At 70.3% G+C, this 21184-nt stretch carries 17 protein-coding genes; 8 read left to right on the top strand and 9 right to left on the bottom strand.

Annotated features, from left to right (window positions below; all coding sequences use genetic code 11):
- Nucleotides 1-113: 113 nt before the first annotated feature.
- The 7 genes from VG296_RS03315 to VG296_RS03345 form a co-directional block, all read right to left on the bottom strand.
- On the bottom strand, nucleotides 114-902 hold the full coding sequence (locus VG296_RS03315) for an IclR family transcriptional regulator (protein ID WP_325562896.1): 789 nt from the start codon (nucleotides 900-902) through the stop codon (nucleotides 114-116).
- Nucleotides 903-987: 85 nt separating this feature from the next.
- A complete protein-coding gene (locus tag VG296_RS03320; protein ID WP_325562898.1) occupies nucleotides 988-1938 on the bottom strand; it encodes a quinone oxidoreductase family protein in 951 nt (316 codons plus the stop codon).
- 2 nt (nucleotides 1939-1940) lie between these two features.
- Complete coding sequence (locus VG296_RS03325) at nucleotides 1941-2795, bottom strand: alpha/beta fold hydrolase (RefSeq protein WP_325562900.1); 855 nt, start codon at nucleotides 2793-2795, stop codon at nucleotides 1941-1943.
- 127 nt (nucleotides 2796-2922) lie between these two features.
- Nucleotides 2923-3810, bottom strand: a complete 888-nt coding sequence (locus tag VG296_RS03330) for an alpha/beta hydrolase (protein ID WP_325562902.1) — start codon at nucleotides 3808-3810, stop codon at nucleotides 2923-2925.
- The gene (locus VG296_RS03335; protein ID WP_325562904.1) at nucleotides 3807-5102 is read right to left on the bottom strand and encodes a M20 family metallopeptidase; all 1296 of its coding nucleotides are present in this window, start codon (nucleotides 5100-5102) and stop codon (nucleotides 3807-3809) included. Before VG296_RS03335 ends, VG296_RS03330 begins: the two co-directional genes overlap by 4 nt.
- Nucleotides 5099-6049: a hypothetical protein gene (locus VG296_RS03340; RefSeq protein WP_325562906.1), complete on the bottom strand. Its 951-nt coding sequence runs from the start codon at nucleotides 6047-6049 to the stop codon at nucleotides 5099-5101. Before VG296_RS03340 ends, VG296_RS03335 begins: the two co-directional genes overlap by 4 nt.
- Before the next feature lie 6 nt (nucleotides 6050-6055).
- On the bottom strand, nucleotides 6056-7249 hold the full coding sequence (locus tag VG296_RS03345; protein ID WP_349259445.1) for a Rieske 2Fe-2S domain-containing protein: 1194 nt from the start codon (nucleotides 7247-7249) through the stop codon (nucleotides 6056-6058).
- A 187-nt stretch (nucleotides 7250-7436) separates the two neighbouring features.
- On the opposite strand from VG296_RS03345, the gene VG296_RS03350 reads away from it, so the two are divergent.
- The 4 genes from VG296_RS03350 to VG296_RS03365 all read left to right on the top strand — a co-directional run bounded on the left by VG296_RS03350 (nucleotide 7437) and on the right by VG296_RS03365 (nucleotide 10631).
- Entirely contained in the window at nucleotides 7437-8417 is a 981-nt protein-coding gene (locus tag VG296_RS03350) for an NAD(P)/FAD-dependent oxidoreductase (RefSeq protein ID WP_325562910.1), read from the top strand.
- A gap of 19 nt (nucleotides 8418-8436) precedes the next feature.
- Complete coding sequence (locus tag VG296_RS03355; RefSeq protein WP_325562912.1) at nucleotides 8437-8793, top strand: ferredoxin family protein; 357 nt, start codon at nucleotides 8437-8439, stop codon at nucleotides 8791-8793.
- Between the two features lie 195 nt (nucleotides 8794-8988).
- On the top strand, nucleotides 8989-9189 hold the full coding sequence (locus VG296_RS03360) for a hypothetical protein (protein ID WP_325562914.1): 201 nt from the start codon (nucleotides 8989-8991) through the stop codon (nucleotides 9187-9189).
- A complete protein-coding gene (locus tag VG296_RS03365) occupies nucleotides 9186-10631 on the top strand; it encodes a sodium:solute symporter family protein (protein WP_325562915.1) in 1446 nt (481 codons plus the stop codon). Before VG296_RS03360 ends, VG296_RS03365 begins: the two co-directional genes overlap by 4 nt.
- A gap of 51 nt (nucleotides 10632-10682) precedes the next feature.
- Here the strand turns inward: VG296_RS03365 and VG296_RS03370 are convergent, their stop codons facing one another.
- On the bottom strand, nucleotides 10683-11930 hold the full coding sequence (locus tag VG296_RS03370; protein WP_325562917.1) for an amidohydrolase family protein: 1248 nt from the start codon (nucleotides 11928-11930) through the stop codon (nucleotides 10683-10685).
- A 155-nt stretch (nucleotides 11931-12085) separates the two neighbouring features.
- Between VG296_RS03370 and VG296_RS03375 the strand changes: the two genes are divergently transcribed.
- Both VG296_RS03375 and VG296_RS03380 read left to right on the top strand, forming a co-directional pair.
- Nucleotides 12086-13399 (top strand): amidohydrolase family protein, encoded by a 1314-nt coding sequence (locus VG296_RS03375; protein WP_325562919.1) that lies wholly within the window; start codon nucleotides 12086-12088, stop codon nucleotides 13397-13399.
- On the top strand, nucleotides 13396-14184 hold the full coding sequence (locus tag VG296_RS03380) for an alpha/beta fold hydrolase (protein WP_325562921.1): 789 nt from the start codon (nucleotides 13396-13398) through the stop codon (nucleotides 14182-14184). The genes VG296_RS03375 and VG296_RS03380 overlap by 4 nt, the downstream gene beginning before the upstream one ends.
- 258 nt (nucleotides 14185-14442) lie before the next feature.
- On the opposite strand, the gene VG296_RS03385 is transcribed toward VG296_RS03380, so the two are convergent.
- Complete coding sequence (locus VG296_RS03385; protein WP_325562923.1) at nucleotides 14443-15468, bottom strand: LLM class flavin-dependent oxidoreductase; 1026 nt, start codon at nucleotides 15466-15468, stop codon at nucleotides 14443-14445.
- Nucleotides 15469-15911: 443 nt separating this feature from the next.
- Here VG296_RS03385 and VG296_RS03390 point away from each other — a divergent pair, with 443 nt between their 5' ends.
- Together VG296_RS03390 and VG296_RS03395 are read left to right on the top strand one after the other, a co-directional pair.
- Nucleotides 15912-16634 (top strand): G1 family glutamic endopeptidase, encoded by a 723-nt coding sequence (locus VG296_RS03390; protein WP_325562925.1) that lies wholly within the window; start codon nucleotides 15912-15914, stop codon nucleotides 16632-16634.
- A gap of 1052 nt (nucleotides 16635-17686) precedes the next feature.
- A partial coding sequence (locus VG296_RS03395; protein ID WP_325562927.1) for a glycoside hydrolase family 3 C-terminal domain-containing protein occupies nucleotides 17687-21184 on the top strand: 3498 nt, incomplete at its 3' end.

The following is a 21184-nucleotide window of genomic DNA, read 5'->3' on the forward strand; positions in this document are numbered from 1 at the left end:
ACGGTCATCGGGGGTTACCCGATTATTCGGCCGTCCGTCGCGCTCGCGTCCGTTCCGCGGTCCGCTCAGCGAACCGCGCGCACGGTGTTTACGAAAACCGGGGAGACGGGGCGTCAGTCGGCGCTCATCGAGGTGACGGTCTTGGTGATGCGCCGTCCGACCATGTCGAGCAGCCCGACGTATTTCTTCACGTCCGCGCGGAAGACGGGGGCGGTCACCGACAGCGCGCCCATCGTGGTTCCGGTGGCCCCGGTCAGCGGGATCGCCAGGCTCATGTAGCCGATCCGGGTCTGCTCCCGTTCCAGCGCGTAGCCGAGCTCGCGCGCCTTCGCGAGCTCCTGGCGCAACAGCCCCGCCACGCAGACGGTGTGCGGGGTCAGCCGGGGCATCGGGAGGGCGAGCACCTCGTCCACGACCGAGCGCGGACCGAAGGCGAGTAGCGCCTTGCCGGTCGCGGTGCAGTACAGCGGCATCCGCCCGGCCACGCGTGTCGGGCGGACCTGGCCGTGGCCGGTGATCTTCTCCAGGTACAGCACTTCGAGGCCGTCGAGCACGGCGAGGTGCACCGTCTCGCCGGTGGCCTGGAACAGGTCCTCCATGTACGGTCGGGCGGCGTCGCGCAGGATGCGCTGGCGCGGCACCCGCTGCCCGATCTCGAACAGCCGCATGCCCAGCCAGTAGTCGCTGCCGCGGCGTTCCAGCACGCCCCAGCGCACGAGTTCCTGGCCGAGTCGGTGTACGGAGGCCTTGGCCACGCCGGAGCGGCGGGCGATCTCGCTCAGGCTCAGGTACTCGTCGTCGGGGCCGAAGGCCTCGAGGATGTGCTGCACCTTGCCGAGCACGCTGTTCATCCCGCCGTCGGCGGCGGGGAAGCTGGCGGGCAGGGCCGGTGGCTGGCTCACCAGGCCAGAATCGGCCACCGCACCCGGTCCGGTCAACGGATCGGGTCCGCTGACCGGACCGGGTGCGCGCTGTCCGAAACGTGGATCAAGGGGTGAGGACGGCACGGCCGCGGACCCGTCCCGAGCGCAGCCGCTCGAGGGCGTGCGCGGCGTCGGCCAGTGCGAACCTGTCCACGGACAGGCTCATGGCGCCGTCCGCGAGCAGGTCGACAAGCCCGCCGGCGACCTCTCGGGCACGTCTTTCCCGTCGGATCATGTTCACAGGCAGCAGCGCGACGTCGTCGAGCAGCCAGGAGGGCAGGTCGAGTTCCGCGCACGGGCCCGCCGTGTAGCCGATCACGACCGCGCGCCCGCCGGGACGGACCCAGCGGGTGCGCTCGGCCAGCGCCCGGCCGCCGATCGTGTCGACGAGCAGGGAGGCGGTGCGGCCCGCGGTCAGCTGCGCCATGGCGTCGGCGTCCTCGGCGTGGACGGCGGTCGCGCCCTTCGGGACCCCCGTGGTGTCTCGTGCGACGCCGGTGACGCGGGCTCCGGCGGCCAGCGCCTGCTGCACGATCATCGATCCGACGGCCCCGGCCGCGCCGACGACGATCACGTCGTCATCCCGAGCAAGCCGGGCGACGTCGTGCAGCGCGATATACGCCGTCGTGGCCGGAACGAAGAAGCTCGCGGCGATCTCCGGCGGCAGCGGCCTGGCCAGCGGCATCACGGCCTTGGCCGACACGCTCACGCGCTCGGTCCAGGTACCGTCGCGCAGTATGCCGAGGCCGCCGCCGCGCAAGACGACCTGGGTGCCCGGGGCCGGACCGTCGGCGTCGGCCTCCAGCACGATCCCCGCCCCCTCGACGCCGCCGATATAAGGGAGCTGAGGCCGCATCCCGAATTCGCCGCCGGAGACCGTCGCATCGAGGTGGGCGACCGCGCTCGCCCGCACCTCGACGAGCACCCGGCCCGGTTCCCTGATCGGCTCCGGCACGTCCTCGACGACGGGCGCCGCGCCCCAGGCGTGGAACCGCGCAGCGCGCATCGTCGCCATCTTCAGTTCCCCGCCTTGCGGAGGAACTCGAGGCTGATCGGGTTGTAGAGCTCGGCCTTCTCGTGCTGCGGCCAGTGCCCGCAGTCCTCGAACAGTTCGAGCCGCGACCCGCCGATGGCCTCGTGCATGGCATTCGCCTCGGGAACCTCGCCGAACGGGTTCTGCCGCCCCCAGACGATCAGCGTCGGCTGGGTGATGCGCGCCAGGTCCCCGCGGCGCAGCAGGTTGCGCTTGCGCCGTTCCATCTCCTGGAGCGAGAGCAGGTTCTCGACGTTGGCCACGAAGTCGGGGGCGTGGTAGATCGCATGCCGCACCTCGACCAGTTCCTCGGTCGCGTCCGCGTCGTCAGCCATCAGCAGCCGCAGCCGCCGGCGGGTCAGGTCCACGTCGTCACTGGTGACGGCCTGGAGCGTGCTCGACTTGATGCGGTCCATCACCTTGGGATTGGCGACGGTGCCGCCCGCGCACAGCAATTGGAGGCTCAGTACGCGCTCCGGGTGCTCGATCGCGGCCCGTGCCCCGACCCAGCCGCCGAGCGATTCGCCCACGACGTGCGCGCGCTCTACGCCGACCGCGTCCAGATAGTCCAGCAGATGCGCGACGTAGTCGGCGATCTCGTACGGCCGCGCGGGCTTGCCGGTGTAGCCGTGGCCGAGCATGTCGACGGCGTGCACGTCGTAGTCGGCGTGGGCCGCGATGTTGCGGGTGAAGGCCTCGAGGTGGCCGCTCGTGCCGTGCAGGAAAACGACGGCCGGGGCTTCGGGATCACCGGCTCGCAGCGCGCGGGTCCGGACGCCGTTCGCATCCGCGTACTCGACGCGGAACGGCAGCGGGCTCAGTTCGGTCCAGATGGTCATGCGGGATCTCCGATTCAGCGCTGGTTGATGCGATGGACCTGGGTGTTGCTACGGGCCGCGATCCGCGGCAGCAGGACCGCGCAGCCGAGGAGCGCCGCGCACAGTGCGCCGAACAGCCGACGATGCTTCATCGGGCCACCGCCTCGGCGTCGGCGATGTCGGCGATGTCGGCAAAGGAGCCGAGAAAGCCGCTGACGACCGCGTGGTACGCCTCCGGCCGCTCCTCTTGGAGGTGGTGCGAGGCGCGGTCCATCACGTGCAGGCTGCCGCGCGGCGCCATGCGCGCGAGCATCAGCGGGTAGTCCGGGGTGAGGAAGGCGTCCTGCATGCCCCACATGAACAGCGTCGGCGCCTGGATCAGGGCGAGTTCGCCGGACAGGTCCTGCCAGTCCCCGCGCGGCGAGTCGGACATCGCCGCGAGTTCGCGTTCGCCCGGATCAAGGCTCTGTTCGTAGCGCAGGTCGAGGGTCTCCTCAGGCAGCGCGTCGGCGTCGTACCACTCCAGGGTCGTGATCAGCTTGCGCATCTTCTCCCGGGTCGGACCCTCGCCGCCGTAGTAGGCGTCGCGGGCGTTGCGTCCGCGGCGGCCGCCCTCCGGCAGCGGGGCGAGCGGGCCGTGGAACACGGGCATGCTGCCGGTGATCACCAGGGATCGCACCCGTTCGGGATACCTGGCCGCGAGGTTGAGCGCGATGGTCCCGCCCCAGGAGTTGCAGACGAAATCCGCGCGGTCCACATCGAGCGTGTCGAGCAGGCCCACGGTCTTCGCGGCGTGGTGGTCCCACATCGGCCCGACGATGCGCGACTTCTCCGACCTGCCGTACTGGTGGATGTCCACGAGCAGGCAGCGGCGGTCGGCCGCGAACAGCCGCGCGACGGGGCCGAAGTCGCTCCAGGCGGTGCAGCCGGGGCCGCCGCCGTGCAGGAAGACGGTGTCGGGTCCCGAGCCGAGGTCGTGGTAGTGATAGCGGACGCCCGCGCCGTCGGCGTAGCGGCTCTCGGGGGCTGGGGTCATTGCTTTCCCTTCGTGATCGTGAGTGCGATGCGGGCAAGCACCTCGCAGAGCCGTCGCATGGCTCTGACATCGACGGTGTTCATGCCGCGAGAGAAGTCGACGTCGAACTCGTCGGAGACCACCTTCGGCATTCCGACGCGCGCGGTCGGGATTCCGCGGGCCCGCAGGATGTTCGCGTCTGTGGCTCCGCTGTTGTCGGGCACCGGCTCGTGCGGCAGTCCGCTCGCGCCCTCCCAGGCCTCGACGGCCGCGCGCACGATCGGGGCGTCAGGAGGCGTATGCGTGCCGGGGACCGCGAGAACCATCTCGACACCCGGTTCCGCGTCCAATTCGTCGGCGAGCCGCGCGACGTACGCCGCGAGCTCCCGCTTGAGGTCCATCGGCGCGGTGCCGGGAGCGATCCGCACATCGAGGCGGATCCGGCAGACCGCGGGCGTGACCGCGAGCATGCGTTCCCAGCCGCCCGCGATCGAGCCGATGATCCCCTGCGGCGCAGCGGTGCCGGTGCGATGCCGGGCCGGATAGTCGGCGAGCCAGGCCTCGAGGCGGGTGACGACCTCTGCGGCGGTGACGATCGGATTGCGGTAGGGCAGGCGGTGTCGGCTGCCCGCATAGGTGTGGATGCCGGGGACGGTGATCTCGAACCAGCACAGGCCCACCTCTTCGTGCGCGACGAAGTCACCGGGCTTGGCGATCACCGCGTGGTCCGCGTACCAGCCGCGTTCGAGCAGGTAGGAGCAGCCGACGCCTTGGCCGGTGTTGGCTCGGGCCGGATAGCCGGGTGCGTCGATCGCGTTCGTCGGCATGCCGCCGGCGCCGAAGGCCGCGATGAGGTCGCCGCCGTGCTCGATGCCTGATTCGGCGAAGGCCTCGGCGAGGACCAGGACGCACGCCGCGTGGCCCTTGGGGTTGCCCGCCCCGAGCCCGGAGACGAACGGCCCTTCGTCGCGCGCGGCGGCCCGCATGTCCGGGCGCAGCTCGGAGCCGATCCACGGCAGGTCGAGGCCTTCATCGCCGGTGGTGAGGGTGTCGATCGGCGCGTACAGCATCAGGTCCGCACCGCCGTCGCGTCCGCCACCGCGTCCGCGCAGCCGGCCGACGGCGTTGGCCTGGTGCTCGTCGATATGCTGCGCGCTCGCGCGGAACCCGGCTGCGGTCAGCCGTTCGGCGAGCAGACGCGCGAGCGGCGCCTCCCGGCCGGTCGGGCTCGGGATGTCGGTCAGCGCGTGGGCGGCGGCACGCAGCCTGTCCTCGGTGATTCCCGCCATGATCCGGGCAACGGGGTCGTTCATGCGATCGCCTCCTCCGGGGCTTGGATGACGGCGACACCCATGCCGGTCAGCCATTCGGGCATCGGCGCGTAGGCGAGCGCCGTGCCGGGAGCGAAGCCGAGCGCGGCGGCCATCGCGAGCCACGTGCGCAGTTCCTGGCCGCCGTTGCCCGCCGCGGCCTCGATCTCGGCGCTCGTCAGTCCGGCGTACGCGGCGAGTGCGCCGTGTTCGAGGTCTGCCAGGAAACGTTCGTCGAACTCGGTGAAGATGTTCGGCCGGGCCGCGGTGATGATGCCGCGGCGCCGGGCGTCGTAGCGTTCCCAGTCGCCGCGCCCGTTCAGCCACGCCTCGACCAGGAACTGTTCGTCCTCGCCATGGGGATCACGCCAGTCGGCGGGCCAGGGCAGCCGGTGCGAGAGCCCTCCGGAGGCGATGACGACGACGCGCCGGTCCTCCGGGAGCGACGCCACCGCGGACGCGAGGTTCCGGCCGAGTTCGACGCAGCGCGAGACTCGGGGCAGCGGTGCGGCGAAGACGTTGACCACCAAGGGAACCATGGGCACCGGCAGATCACGCAACAGGTACTGGATCGCGTGCGTCTGGCCGTGGTCGATCTGCATCCGGGCCGAGATCGCGACCTCCGTGCCGCGGTCCACGAGTTCCTCGGCCAGCCGCCGGGCGAAGCCCGGGTCGGTCAGCTGGGGCCCGGCCGGCGTCTTCGCCTCGCCGGAGCCGATGACCTCGCCGACCCCGAGCGCGAACGCCGGGATCAGGTCGAGCCAGAAGCCGCGGAAGTGGTTCGAACCGATGATGACCGCGACGTCGGGCCGCGCCGCCGCGATCGCCTCCCGCGCGCGGTCGAGCGCGTCGCGGAAACGGGTGGCCCCCTCCACGTCCACCACCTGGTCCCAGTGCGTGTTCATCAGGGTCGAGTGGGAGGCGCCGACCCCGAGCACGATCCTCGCCATGGCCGGTCAGCCCCCGTCCTTCGGCCGCGCGGCACGCCCCTCGCAGGTGTCCTCGGCGAGCTTGCGCCACTTGAGCAGCGAGTCGTCCGGGCGGTACAGCTTCTCCGGCGGGGCGTCGGTGATCTCGACCATCCACTTGTCCTGGGCCGAGAACTGGCCGTGGAAGAGCCAGCGCACGAAGCCGAGGTACTTGACGTAGAACGGCAGCGTCCTGATGCCCCGGGAGAAGTTCGCCATGACCCCGACGTAGAGGTGGTGCTCGGCGTCGATCGGGACGTAGAACTCGTAGTGGATGAAGGTCGGATAGACGATCCGCAGCACGCCCGGCATGCTCACCGAGGCGAAGCCGGGGAACTCCTGCGCCGCGATCACCGGGTCGACTTCGCGGTGCGAGCCGGTGTTGCCGATGTTCGTCACGTCCTTCGGCGGCCGCTGCTTGTACCAGGCCTGGCTGTTCCACGTGCCGAGGCCGGGGAAGTCCGCGTCCCAGTACTGCTTCTCCTGCACCCGGTAGATCCACCGGCCGCGCCGCTCGATCCGGGTCTCGTTCCATACCGGCATCGACTTGAAGACGCGCCAGAGCGCGGTGCGGTGCAGGTACTTCGCGTGCCCCTCGTCGTAGCCGTTCTCGCAGGCGAAACGCCAGTTGCCGGTGCGCCGCTGGATCCGCGCGCCGACGACGGCCGGGTTGTCGACGAGTTCCTCCGGCAACTGCTCGTCGATCGGCGGCGCGTCCTCGCCCTCGCCGACGTATACCCAGACCATGCCGAGCCGCTCGGCCGCCGGGTAGGTCGGCTGCCGCACCTTGCCGCAGATCGGCGAAGCCGGTCCGTCCGTGATCGCCGCCTTGAGCTCGCCGTCCGCCAGACCGAAGGTCCAGCCGTGGTAAGCACACGAGACGGTTCCCGGGAACTGCCGCTTCCCCTCGCTCAGCGGCACGCCGCGGTGCGGGCAGCGGTCCTTGAGCGCGAAGACCGTGCCGCCGTCGCGGACCAGCATGATCTTCTCGCCGAGCAGGGTGACCTGCGTGGGCCGACCGGTGATCCGCGACGAGAACGCGACCGGGTACCAGTAGCCGCGGAAGCCGCTCGCCGCGGCCTGGTAGTGCGGCCAGCTCGACCAGTCCTGCCGGCCCGGCTCGCGCGGCCCGGACCGTCGAGGGGGCGAGGAGACCTCCGGCGCGCCGCTCTCTCCACGCATCATCGCTCCGCTCCATTCGGTTCAGACGGCCGCCGCGCGACCGCAATGCCCCGAGCCCACCACCGCGGTGGTCCGGCGCAAAGGAGCGCGGTCCGCTGACCGAACCGCGATCCGCGATCGGGCCCGTGTTCCGGTCAACGGTCCGCGAGACGCGGCGAGCCGCGCGAACGTCCCTACGGTGGCGAGCGTGCAGCAGTTGGAGACGGACATCCTCATCATCGGCGCGGGACCGACCGGGCTCTACGGCGCGTACTGCGCCGGGTTCCGCGGCCTGCGCACGGTCCTCGTCGACGCCTTACCCCAGGTCGGCGGGCAGATCAGCGCCCTGTATCCGGAGAAGGAGATCCGCGACGTCGCGGGAATCCCGCGGATGCGCGGCCGCGAATTCGTCGCCGCCCTCGTCGAGCAGGCCGAGGCCTACGCGCCCGTCCACCTGCTCGGACACCAGGCGGTCGAACTCGTCTACGCGTCCGACGGCAGGCCCCGGGTCACCCTCGCGGACGGTTCACGGATCACCGCGGGCGCGCTGATCGTCACCGCGGGCATCGGCACCTTCGTTCCCCGGGTGCTGCCCGCCGGCGAGGAGTTCCTCGGCCGTGGCCTGAGTTACTTCGTCCCCGACCCCGGCCGGCACGCCGATCACGACGTCCTCGTGGTCGGCGGCGGCGACAGCGCGGTGGACTGGGCTCTCGCACTGCACCCGATCGCCCGGTCGGTCACTCTGGTGCACCGCCGCGCGACCTTCCGGGCCCACGCGGCGAGCCTCGCGGCGCTGCGCGCATGCGGGGTACGCCTCGTGACCGAGGCCGAGGTGGAAGCCCTCACCGGCAACGGCGTCGTACGCCAGGCGCACGTACGGGTGCGCGGCGAGCACGGACCGCGCGTGTACGACGTGGACAGCGTCGTCGCGGCGCTCGGTTTCGTCAGCGATCTCGGCCCGATCGCCGGGTGGGGCCTGGACCTGACGCGGCGGCATCTCGTCGTCGATTCGCGCATGCGCACCAGCAGGGACCGGGTCTACGCGGCGGGCGACGTGACCGAATACGCCGGCAAGGTCCGGCTGATGTCGGTCGGCTTCGGCGAGGTCGCCACTGCCGTGAACAACGCGGCCGTCGAACTGGACCCCGAGCTCTCGCTCTTCCCCGGCCACTCCACCGAATCCTCCTGAACAATCCGGAGAACCTCTCATGGCCTATGTGATCGGCGCCGACTGCATCGACGTCACCGATCGAGCCTGCCTCGATGTGTGTCCCGTGGACTGCATCTACGTCGGCGAGCGCAAGAGCTATATCAACGCCAACGAATGCATCGACTGCGGCGCGTGCGAACCGGAGTGCCCGGTCGGGGCGATCTTCGTCGATCGAACGGCCCGCAGCGACCCGGATCGCGCCGCATTCGTCGCCGATTCGCACGCGTTCTTCGCCGAGCCCCTGCCCGGCCGTGCCGAGCCGCTGGGAGATCCCGGCGGGGCCGGCAAGCTGGGCGGCGAGATCGGCCTCGACACGCCGCTGGTCGGCGACCATCCGCAGGGCGGCGCCGGATGACAGTGGTCGAAGACATCGCGCAGCCGGGTCCGGTGAGCGGAACCCCCTGCTTGTCCGCGTGTTCGGCGATCCGAATAATCGTGCCGATTCCTCCGGCGGACAGCACGGACAACTCGTATTCGGCCATTGTTCTCGCCGGTCGACCTGTGTGAACAACGCGTATCCGATCCCGCGCTCACGCGGATAAGGAGTGGCATGGAAAGACGCTGGAAACTGTGGCTGGCAAGTGTGATTCCCCCGGTTCTCTATCTGGTCGGCATCGCTGTTCCGGCGGTGGACGGCCCGCACGTCTGGCTCGGCCTTCCCTCGCTCGTCTGGTGGATGGTCCTGTCCGCCGCCTCGGTGAGCGCGGTCCTCGCCTATTTCGAGAGGGCACGCGGAGGTGAGCAGGAGTGACCTCGGTCCTCGCGGTCGTCATCGTGGGCACCCTGCTGATCGGGTGTCTCGGATTCCTGAGCCGGCGGCGTTCCGCCATCGATCTGGGGGAGTGGGCGGTCGGTGGCCGACGGCTGGGCATGGCGACCACCTGGCTGCTCCAGGCCGGGGAGTCGTTCACCACCTTCACCTTCGTCGGCCTGGTCGCCCTCTCCGCGAGTGTGGGCACGGCCTCGCTCTATCCGCTGGTCTATACGCCGCTGGCATATCTCGGCCTGTATCTCGTCGCGCCGGTGCTGTGGCGCAAGGCCGCGGGGCGCGGATACATCACCCAGGCCGACTTCTTCGAGGACGTCTACCGCAGCAGGTTCTTCGGCTGGCTCGTCGGCGTCCTGGGCACCGTCTTCCTGCTGCCGTATCTCCAACTGCAGATCACCGGTCTCGGGCAGATCGTCCAGTTCGCCACCGGCGACAAGAGGTCGGCCGACTGGAGCATGGTGGGTGCCTTCGTGCTCGTGGTGGGCTTCGTCCTTTGGTCCGGGCTGCGGGGCGTCGCCATCACGTCCTATTTCAAGGACGCGATCATGCTCGTGGTCCTTGTGGTGCTGGTCGCGGTCCTGCCGGCGCACTTCTACGGCGGCATCCCGCACCTGTTCGAGCATGTGCAGGCCGCAATGCCCGAGGCCTTGTCCATTCATGCGGGCTCGCACAGCGCCACCTGGTTCGCCAGCAGTGTCCTGATCAGCCTCGTCGGAATCGTCTTCCTGACGGCCCCGCACAACTGGCCGAGCGTGCTCTCCGCCCGGAGCGCGCGGGTGCTGCGGCGCAACTATGTCGTGTTGCCGCTGTACTCGCTCTGCCTGGTGCTGCCCGTCGTGCTCGGTTTCGTGGCCATGGCGGTGCTGGGATCGCGGTCCGGCAACGCGAACGCCGCGCTGTTCACGCTCGCCCAGCGGGCCCTGCCCGGTTGGCTGGTCGGGGTGGTGGCGGTCGGCGGTATCGCCGCCGCGATGGTGCCCGCGGCCGGCATCCTCGTCGGGATCTGCCCGCTCGTCGCCCGCAACGTGGTGCGGGTGCGCTCGGAACGCGGGCAGTACCGGACGAACCAGATCACGGTCGTCCTGCTGACCGGACTGGCACTGGTGCTGGCGCTCCTCCGGCCCGACTCGCTGGCCAACCTGCTCCTGCTCACCTTCAGCGGACTGAGCCAACTGGCCCCGGCCACCGCCGCGGCGCTGTTCGGTGAACGGGTCCTGATCTCCAGGACGAGCGCGGTCCTCGGCACCGTCGTCGGCGTGGCCGTCGTGATCGTGCAGAGCTTCGCCCCGGTGCTGAGTCTGGGACAGCTCTCCCCGGGGCTCGCAGGCCTGGCCGTCAACATCGTGGTCATCGCAGGGCTCGAAGCCGCGCGGAAAGTGCTGGCCCCGGCGCCGGAGGCGGCGGAAGCGGTGGAAGGAGCCTGAGACGACGAGGGACGGGCCCGCGGCGCGTCGCGCGGGCCCGCCCCGATCGGCTCAGAGGGTGTTCTTGCGGATGACTCCGTCCTGTACGACGCATCGGATGTTCGACGGAATCCCCAGGATTCCGATGTCCGAGAGCGGATCCCCGTCGCAGATGACGAGGTCCGCGGCCTTGCCGGGCTCCAGGGTGCCGAGCCGGTCGGAGACGCCGAGCAGCTCGGCGGACGTGCGGGTGCCGGCGACGATCGCGTCCATCGGGCTCATCCCGAGGTCCGCGAGGTAGCTCAGTTCCATGAGATTCCGGCCGTGCGGGCCGACGGCGGCGTCGGTCCCGAGCGCGATCCGTGCGCCGTGCTCTATCGCGCGCGCGATGTTCTCCTTGGTGATGCCGGACCAGCGGACCTTCTTCTGGTAGTGGTAGTCAGGCATGGTGTCGCGGTCGATCCCCGCGTACACCGTGGAGAGCGTCGGGACGATGAACACGTCCTGCTCGCCGGAGAGTTCGAGGGCATGTCGGTCGAGGCCGTATGCGTGCTCCAGGCTGGTGACTCCGCCGCGGAGCGCGTTGAGGATGCCCGCCGTGCCCTGTGCGTGCGCGGCGACCGGCTTGCCGCCGTGTCGCCGGGCCTCGTCGACGACCGCTCGGATCTCGTCCTCCAGCAGTCCCTCGTCCTCGGGCTGGTCGTATGGGCTCGCCATCCCGCCGGTGGCGCAGACCTTGACCAGGTCCGCGCCGTCGCGCAGCACACGCCGCACGGCCAGCCGGGCCTCGTCGGCGGTGTCGGCGATCTCCGACATGCCGCCGCTGAGGTCGGTGCCGTCGGGCAGTCGCACGTCGGCGTGGCCGCCGGTGTGGCTGATGATCCGCACCGCCGTGTGCAGACGGGGACCGACGATCCGTCCGGCCGCCACCGCGGTGCGGTAACCGGCGGGCAGCCCGCCGAGATCTCTGGCGGTGGTGATGCCCGCCTCCAGCGTCTGCCGGAGGCGGTCGGCGGTGTCCAGGGTGAGCAGTACCGGGTCAAGCTCACCACGCCGGGCGTGCGGAGAACCGTGCGCGAAGCCGAGGTGCACGTGGCAGTCGAAGAATCCCGGCAGCACGGTGCGGCCCGCGGCGTCCAGTTCGGCGACACCGGGAGGCGATTGAGGCGCCTGAGGCGCGGGGCCCGCGTAACGCAGCGTGCCGCCGTCGATGAGCAGGACGGCGTCCTCGACCGGGGCGGTCCCGGTGCCGTCGACGAGCCTCGCGCCACGGATGCGCAGCGCGCTCGCGGTGTCGGTGATGGAGCTGGGCGAAGCCATGGATGGGTTTGTCACTCCTCAGCTGTACGCCTGCTTTCCGCGTTTGCGCGAGCGGGCCGTTCCGGACAGCGGACCTTTTCGCTGGCCTCGGCGGAGCGGCGGTGGGCAGGGTGGGGAGCGGCCGAGTACGGCCCTGGGCGAATGAAGGAGCGTGGATGACAGAGCGAACGATTCTCCGCGGGGTCACTTTGGTGGACGGAACCGGCACGGCCCCGCGGCAGGACGTCTCCGTGGTGGTCGAAGGCGAACTGATCGCCGAGGTCGGCCCGGCCGCGGACGTGCGCGTCGGCCCCGGGGACGCGGTGTACGACCTGCGCGGCACAACCCTGCTGCCGGGCCTGATCGACTGCCACGTGCACCTCCGTTCCAACGCCGGTCCCCAACCGAGCGACATACACCTCTGGAACATATTCACCGCCGCCGAGGAGCAGACCCTGCACTCCGTGGCCAACGCCCGTACCGCACTGCGCTGCGGATTCACCACCATCCGGGACGCGGCGGGGTCCCGGCTCGAGGTCGCCGTGCGCGATGTGCTTGAAGCGCGGGTGCTGGACGGCTCCCGGGTCGTCGCCTCGGGCCTGGTCGGAATGACCGCGGGCCACGGGGACATGTTCTGTCCGGCGACGCTCGACGAGCGCCGCATGTGGGCCCCGGCCGACGGTGTCGCGGAGTGCCGTAAGCGGGTCCGCGAGTACGCGCGGATGGGCGTCGACCTGATCAAGATCTGTACCAGCGGCGGCACCCTCTCGATCGGCGACCGCACGGAATGGCGCAACTACACCCAGGCCGAGATCGACACGATCGTCGATGAGGCGCACGCGCTCGGCCTGCGGGTCGCGGCGCACGCCCACACCCGGCCCGGCATCGAGGCGGCGCTCACCGCCGGGGTGGACACCCTGGAGCACGGGTCGGATCTCGACGAACGCCTCGTGGACCTGATGCTGGAACGCGGCACGTTCCTCTGCCCGACCCTCTCGATCAGCGAGTTCATGACAGAACACGGACACGAGCGCGGCCTTGCCGCCGAGCACCTGGACAAGGCCGAGCGGCTGAGCGTCCAGCGACTGGAGTCGGCCCGGCTGGCGTACCGCTCCGGGGTGCGGATCATCGCGGGCACGGACTCCGGCAACACACTGCGCTTCGGCTCGCACGCCGGTGAGCTGCAACTGCTGCGTACCAAGGTCGGATTGACGCCGATGGAAGCGATCGTCGCGGCGACTTCCACGGCAGCCGAGGCCATCGGCCTGGGCGAGCGGACCGGCACGGTCGCGCCCGGGCGGTGGGCAGATCTTCTTGTCGTGGACGGCGATCCGCTGACCGACCTGGCGCTGCTCGGCGACCGCAGCCGGCTGCTCGCGGTGTTCCGCGGCGGCCGGGCGGTCGATCCAAGATCCGAAACGGCCGTTCCGCCCGGCCTGTCCGCGCGCAGGGCCGAGCCGTCATTGACACCGACCGGAGGTAGAGCATGACCGACACACTGCGCCGGGGCTACGTCCCGAGCACCTACGGGCAACTGCACTACGTCGAATGCGGCTCCGGCGAGCCGGTGCTGATGCTCCATCAGACTCCGCGCTCATGGACCGAGTACCTCGACGTATTGCCGCTGGTCGGCGCGCGCCACCGGGCGATCGCCATGGACACCCTCGGCTTCGGCGCGTCCGCGAAGCCCGCCGGGGTCCATTCGGTGGAGCGCTGGGCGGACGCGGTCGGTCAACTCGTCGAGGCGCTCGGCCTGGACCGCCTGAACCTGGTCGGGCACCACACCGGCGGAGTCATCGCGGTGGAGGTCGCCGCCCGCCTGCGCGACCGCGTGGCCAGCCTGCTGCTGTCCGGAACTCCCTTCATCGACGACGAGAAGCGGCGTACCGCGGATCGGCGCACACCGGTGGACCTGGTCGTGCCCGAGCCCGACGGTTCGCACCTGCTGGAGTTGTGGAACCGGAGGCGGGAGTTCTACCGGCCGGGCGAGGAGGCCGCCCTGAACCGCTTCATGATCGACGCGCTGACCGTTCTGGAACGCGTGGAGGAGGGCCACGAAGCGGTCCGCCGCTCCCTGATGGACCGACGGCTTGCCGAGGTCACCGCCCGGACCCTGGCGATCTGCGCGGAGGACGACCGCTTCTCCCTGCCCGCGCTGGAGAGGTTCGCCGCGCTGTCCATCGAGACCAGGATCGTTCCCGGCGGCCACGTGCCGCTCCCGGAACAGCGGCCCGAACGGTTCGCCGAGATCGTGATGGAGTGGGCGGCCGGCTGATCCGGCACCCCTTGCCTGCGTCGACAGTCCGCCGGCTCCCCGCTCGGTTTCCGCTGTCGGCGGTCGTCCCGCGGATGGAGCGACACGCCCTGAGTACCCTGATACCCGCCCGGCTCCGGCGGACCGGAGCGCATCCGACGCGAAGGCTACGCCGCGCCGGCGTGTCGTCACGGCACGCCTGGCTCGCCAGGCAGCGCGTGCGGCTCTGTCCCGAGTCAGGGCCTTGCGCCGACCCGAGGCCGTCAACGTCCGCGGACCTCACCGTCCGCGGAGCACGGGAAGCACCGACATGCCGACGGTCTCGATCAACTCCGTGGGCAGGTCGTACGAGCCGACGTGCTGGAGAAGCACCTCGCCCACGCCCGCGGCGTGCAGCGTCCGCAAGCGGTCGGCGATCGCGTCCGCGGTACCGAAGAGGCAGAACTCCTCGGCGAAGCGCACCGCCGCCTCGTCGCTCACCCAGGCGGAGCAGATCGCCACGGCCGCCTCCCAGTCCTCCGCGTGCACCAGGTCCGGATACACGTCCTCCACTCTCGCCGGGACGTGCACCCGGATACCGGCGAGGGCGAGGAAATCGGCCCCGCCGTTCTGGGCGATGGACGCGCAGACGGGCTTGAGCTGCCGCGCCGCCGTCGCGATGTCATCGGTGACGGCGCAGAACGCTGAGACCGTGAGCGGGACCGCCGCGCCGCGGCCCGCGGCCGCGGCGCCCTCACGAGCCCGGGCGGTGGCGGCGGCCAGCGTCGCCGGGGAGATGCCGCTGAGCAGGATCACCCCGTCGCCGATCTCCCCGGCCAGGCGCAGATTGCGCGGACCGCTCGCGGCCAGATGGATCGGCACCTCGGGCCCGGGATCGCGGAGCCGGGAGCGCACCCGGTCGCCGAACTGCCACTCCGCTCCGCTCAGCAGGGCGCGCAGCATGGCCACGCCCTCGCGCAGTTCCGCTGCCCTGCTCTGGCGCAATCCGATGGGTCCGACCGAACTGTTGCCGACGCCGAGCCCGAGGATGAACCTGCCCGGCGCGAGTTCTGCCACGCTGCGAGCGGCCGAGGCGACGACGCTCGGATGCCGGGTCGCGAGGTTGGTCACCGCGGTCCCCAGACCGATCCGCTCCGTCCCGAGAGCGGCGGCGGTCAGCACGGTGAACACATCCCGCCACAGCAGCTGCGAGTCGGGAAACCACACCCGGTCGAGGCCGAGTTCTTCGGCCCGGCGCACCGTGTCCACCAGCCGATCGGCCCTGGCGCAGGGCGGGACGCGGACGCCCAGCCTCAGTCCGCTCATCGCGGGAACCCAGGCACGATTCGTACTGCACAGTGGATGACGTCCTGGGAGGCAGGCAGCGATGGCGAGTGACGCATGCGTACTCCGTTGGTCTGTGGTCTAACGGCACCAGGACTCGCACGTTACGCAATCCACCGCGGCCAAGCGCCTCTTCGGGTCCGCTGGACGGAACGACACGGGGACTTGGGCCTGGGCTTACCCCTACCCCGCGGCGCCGAGCTTCGTGGCGCGTGAAGTTCGTAAGCTGAGATACCCGGTCCCGACAAGGCTCGTCGTGTGAGCCTACTCAGGGTGTTGCTTTTCCGTTGCTCCGTCTTTGCCGTCGCCTGGTAGAACGGCAATCCGATCTCCGAGAACCTCGGGTGAGCGCAGGGTTTCTCGAACTCCGCGCACCCACCCACTGCCGCGCCGTTTTCCGGCGCGCGCGCCATCTGAGGAGATCCGTGCACGTATACAGTCGTGCCCTCGTCGGCTTGCTGGGCGTCTCCACGGCCCTCGTGTCCGCCCCGGCCTTCGCCACCGGCGGGGCGGTCGTGCCGCACTACACCCACCGGTTTCGGCACAGCGGGGATAACAGCTGGGGCGGCTACGCCGTGACCGGCGAGACCTACGACGCCGTCACCGGCGACTGGGTCGTTCCCTCGCTCAACTGCTCGGTGACCAAGGGCGATGTTTCCTTCTGGTCCGGGCTCGACGGATGGACGAGCTCGACCGTCGAGCAGATCGGCCTGGACGCGGTCTGCACGAGCGGCGGCAAGACGCAGTACAACCCGTGGGTCGAGATGTACCCGGCCAACTCGATCTACTTCACCGAGACAGTGCAGGCGGGGGACACGATGACCTCCTCCGTCATCACGAACGGCAGCGGCACCTTCACGCTCGTGCTCGCCGACCCGACGCGCGGCTGGAAGAAGACGTACACCAAGACGCTGGCCTCGGCCGCGCTCAGCTCGGCCGAGGTGATCATCGAGGCGATAGGCAGCCAGACGATCCCGCCCGTCCCCGACTTCGGCTCGATCGAGTTCGGCAACGTCACGGCCAACGGTCAGCAGCTCTCCGGCGAGGGCACCCTGCAGACGACGAACCTCGAGCGCAACGGCACGCTGCTGACCGAGGACGGCGCGCTCAACGGCACCTCCTTCGGCGCGACGTGGCTGCACAAATGACGAAGTAGCCGCGTGACTCGGCTCTCGCTCGCCTCGTCATCGACATAAGCCCGGAGGCTCCATCGGTTCGTGGCGCTCGGGTGGGGGTGTAACGAATCTGCGCCGGCTATCGCCTGTGTATATGGCGTGCCTGCAGTCGCCCCCGTCGTCGGGGCCGCCGACCACGCGCGCGGCCGCGATACCCGGACTCTCGTCCTGGGGCTCGCGGCCGCGTCGCCTACCAAAGGTTCGGCAGGGGCAATCGCAGGTACCGTACGGCAGTAGAGCCCGGCTATAGGGGCCATCTGCGGACCAGGGGCTCCTGGAAGGGTCGAGATGCCGCTGCGAAGCTGGCCGACGCAGCAGTCTCGGAGCGACGGCTCTACGCCATGTGACGTGACGTCATCTGGTCAGCCTCAGAGAGCGCTCTCTCACTCGACGTTTTTTGTGATCGCCGAGCGCAAGCTGCCGCGGCGCCGCGAACGCGTTCACTGCGGCGAGATTCGCGAATCTCATCAGCACAACTAGCCGTCAGCGTGCCGGAAGCTCTGACTCTCCGCAGAGAAATCAGCTCTGCGTGCCTCGTCAGGTAGGGCTCGATAACGCTTTCACCAGCATGGATGCATTTGTCGGCGCTGACGGAGCCACGAGTCGCGGGATCGCGGGACCGGTGATCCGCGGCGCATTGGTGATCGACTTCTGCGATCCGTTACAGAAGCTTGACATGGCGGGATTCCTGCCATAAACCTCTAAGCGGAGAGCGCTCTCCCACCTTCTCACGCTTCGCCAGAGAGCGCTCTCTCGGCTGGCGAGACGTCAGATGCCGCGCTGAACTGCCGCTTTGCGGCACCACGGCCCGCCACCACCCCCGCACCATCCGACACACCGCTGCGGAAATCCGCGGATCGCCGCGCCGGCAGCGCCCGGCCGAGTCGGGCGCGCGGGTGCGGGCCGTTCGCGGATGTCCGCAGGCAGACTCCGGCCTCGGCCGGGCTGGTCGGCCCACCGACCCGTGCGCCGTCCGCCCGCGCGGCGGCGCCGGTAGAAGATCAGGCAAACTGAAGGGAAATGCAATGAGGCCTCTCCCGCTCCTGAGACTGTCCGCGCCCGTGCGCGGCAGGCCGCTCCCGCCCCGGCGGCGCAGAATCCGGGTGATTCTCGCGGCGGCGATCCTGTCCACGTTGTCCCTGGCCGGTCCGCTCTCCGTGGCCCGCGCCGCAGCCGACGCCCCCTTCGGTGGTACGGCGACCGCGGTTCCGGGCACCGTGCAGGCGGCGAACTACGACACCGGCGGCCAGGGCGTGGCGTACAACGTCGCCTCCGCCAACGGCAGCGCCGACAGCTACCGTTCCGACGGGGTTGATCTGGAGGCCACCGCGGACACGCAGGACACCACCGCGGCAGGCGGCGCCTACGACATAGGCTGGGCCACTCCGGGACAGTGGTTCAACTACACCGTCAACGTCGCCACCGCCGGGAACTACACGGTCAGCTTCCGGGTGTCCTCGCCGTACGGCATCACCGACGCGTTGCACATCGCCAACTCCGCCGGCACCAACCTGACCGGCGCGGTCGCCGTCCCGAACACCGGCGGGTACGAGACCTGGACCACGGTCACCGCCAGCCTCACCCTGCCTGCCGGCCAGCAGACGCTCACCGTCGACCAGGACACCAACGGCTGGAACTTCCACTACATGGCCTTCACCCAGGGATCGGGCGGCGGTGGTGGTGGCGGCACCGGCGGCGGAGGTCCGACCGAGTACTGCGGCACTCAGGACCTCGCACTCGACCAGCCGACTACGGCCTCCTCGACATACTCCGCCACTGCCAATCTGGCAGGCGCCGCCACCGACGGCGATCCCGGCACGCGGTGGGAGAGCGCGTACAGCGACCCGCAGTGGCTGGAGGTCGACCTCGGTGCCCAGCAGCAGATCTGCAGCGTGGGCCTCATGTGGGAGGCCGCGTACGCGTCGGCGTTCCAGATCCAGGTGTCCAACGACAACTCGACCTGGACGAACCTCTACTCCACGACCACCGGCACCGGCGGGAGCCAAACGTTCACCGCCTCCGTGACCGCCCGCTACATCCGCATGTACGGCACGGTGCGGGCCACCCAGTGGGGCTATTCGATCTTTGAGTTCGATGTCTATGGCCTGACTACCGTGGCCCCGGTCACCGGCGGCACCGGCAACGGCGGCAACGGGGTCTGCCCGTGGGTGGGTTCCACCGCGCCGGTCGCCCAGCGGGTCCAGCAGGTGCTCAACACCATGGACCAGGCCGAAGAGGTGACTCTGGCCTCCGGCGACGGCAGTTCGTCGTACATCGGCCAGGTCGGCGGCATCCCGAATCTGTGCATCCCGCCGCTGAACCTGGAGGACGGCCCGTCCGGAGTCGGCGACGGCAACGGCGGCGTGACGGCCTTCCCGGACGGTGAGAACGCGGCCGCGACCTGGGACCCGGCGCTGATCGCACAGGAGGGCGCGGCGAAGGGTGCCGAGTTCGCCGGCAAGGGCGTGAACATCTCGCTCGGCCCGACGACCAACCTGGTACGCGACCCGCGCTGGGGCCGGACCTACGAGACCTACGGCGAGGACCCGTACCTGGCCGGCCAAGTCACCTCGGCCGAGGTCGACGGCCTGCAGAGCCAGGGAGTGATGGCCGAGGTCAAGCATGCCGCAGCCTATGACCAGGAGCAGTACCCGAACGGCACCAACAATGAGACGGTCAGCCAGCAGGCGCTCGAAGAGCTCTACCTCACGCCGTTCCAGACTGCCATCGAGCAGTCCGCGCCCGCCTCGATCATGTGCTCCTACGCCGTGGTCAACGGCGCCCCCTCCTGCGCGAACGCCGACATGCTGCAACGCGGGCTCGACGACCAGGCCAACTACGGCGGCTTCATCGTCTCCGACTGGGGCGCCGCGGGCAACGCCGTCGCGGACGCCGAAGGCGGCATGGACATCGCGATGCCGTTCTCCGATGCGAGCAACGTGTCCGCCGCCCTGTCGGCCGGCACGCTGAGCCAGTCGACCCTCAACGCGGTCGTGGCCCGGATCCTGACCCAGATGTTCGCGTTCGGCGTGTTCGACAACCCGGCCAGCGGATCCCTGTCCGCCACCGTCACCACCGCGGCGCACCAGCAGACCGCGTTGCAACTCGGTGAGGAGGGCACGGTCATGCTGAAGAACAACGGCATGCTGCCGCTCAACCCGAACGGCAACGAGTCGATCGCCGTGCTCGGCACCGACGGCGGCGCCGCGGTCGAGATCGCCGGCGGCGGCAGCGGCGGGGTCGACGCCTCGAACGCGGTCTGGCCGCTGACCGGTATCCAGAACGCGGTCGGGCCGAACGTGAAGGTCACCTACACCGCCGGCGACGACAACGGCACCACCGACATCCCGCAGGCGGTCGCCGCCGCGCAGGCAGCCACCGACGCGATCATCTACGTCAGCCTCCCGGAGGGCGAGGAGAGCGACCTGAAGACACTCGACCTGTCCAGCGCGGACGAGACGATGATCGCGGACGTGGCCGCGGTGAACCCGCACACCATCGTGGTGATCAACAGCGGCACGCCCGTGGTCATGCCATGGCTGAACTCGGTCGCGGGCGTGTTCGAGAACTGGTACGGCGGGCAGGAGACCGGGGCGGCCGTCGCGGCGCTGCTGTTCGGCACCGCCGACCCCTCGGGCAAGCTGCCGGTCACCTTCCCGAGCAGTCTGAGCCAGGTTCCGGCGCAGACCACCGCGCAGTGGCCGGGCACCTCGACCGGCGTGACCTACAGCGAGGGCGTGAACATCGGCTACCGCTGGTACCAGTCGCAGAACATCACCCCCGCCTTCCCGTTCGGGTACGGGCTCTCCTACACGAAGTTCTCCTTCTCCAACCTCAACATCGGCGCCTTCAACGCGGACGGGAACGCCACGGCGACCGCGACGATCACCAACACCGGCTCGGTGGCCGGCGCGGACGTGGCGCAGATGTACGTCGGCGACCCGACCGCCAGCCAGGACCCGCCGGAGCAGCTGAAGGGCTTCCAGCGCGTCATGCTCAACCCCGGGCAGAGCGCGACGGTCACCTTCCCGCTGACCATCCACGACCTGGCCTCCTGGTCCCCGGCCGACAACCAGTGGGAGGCCCAGGCGGGCACGTACTCGATCAAGGTCGGGGACGGGTCAAGCAGCCTGCCGCTGACCGGCTCGACCAGCCTCGCCCACACGCTCACCGGGCAGGTCGCGGCGGGCAACGCGGCCGCGGGCGTCTCGCTGGCCAACACGGCGCTCAGCGCAGGAGTCACGCCGAACTCGGGCGTGCCGGGCGCGGAGACGGTCGGCGTCGTCAACCCCTTCGGCTACAGCAGCCCGAAGGGCACGGCGATGTCGTTCGCCATGCAGGCGGTGGACTCCAACGCGTCGCAGACCCTCACCTTCACCGCAACCGGGCTGCCGCCAGGCATCACGATCGCGTCGAACGGCACGATCTCCGGTTCCGGCAGCACGCTCGGGACCTACACGGTGACGGTGACGGCAAAGGACACGGCAGGAGTCTCGGGCACGGCCACCTTCGTCTGGTCCGTC

The organism is Actinospica sp. (genome assembly GCF_035552695.1).
In the GTDB taxonomy this organism is placed as follows: Bacteria; Actinomycetota; Actinomycetes; order Streptomycetales; family Catenulisporaceae; genus Actinospica.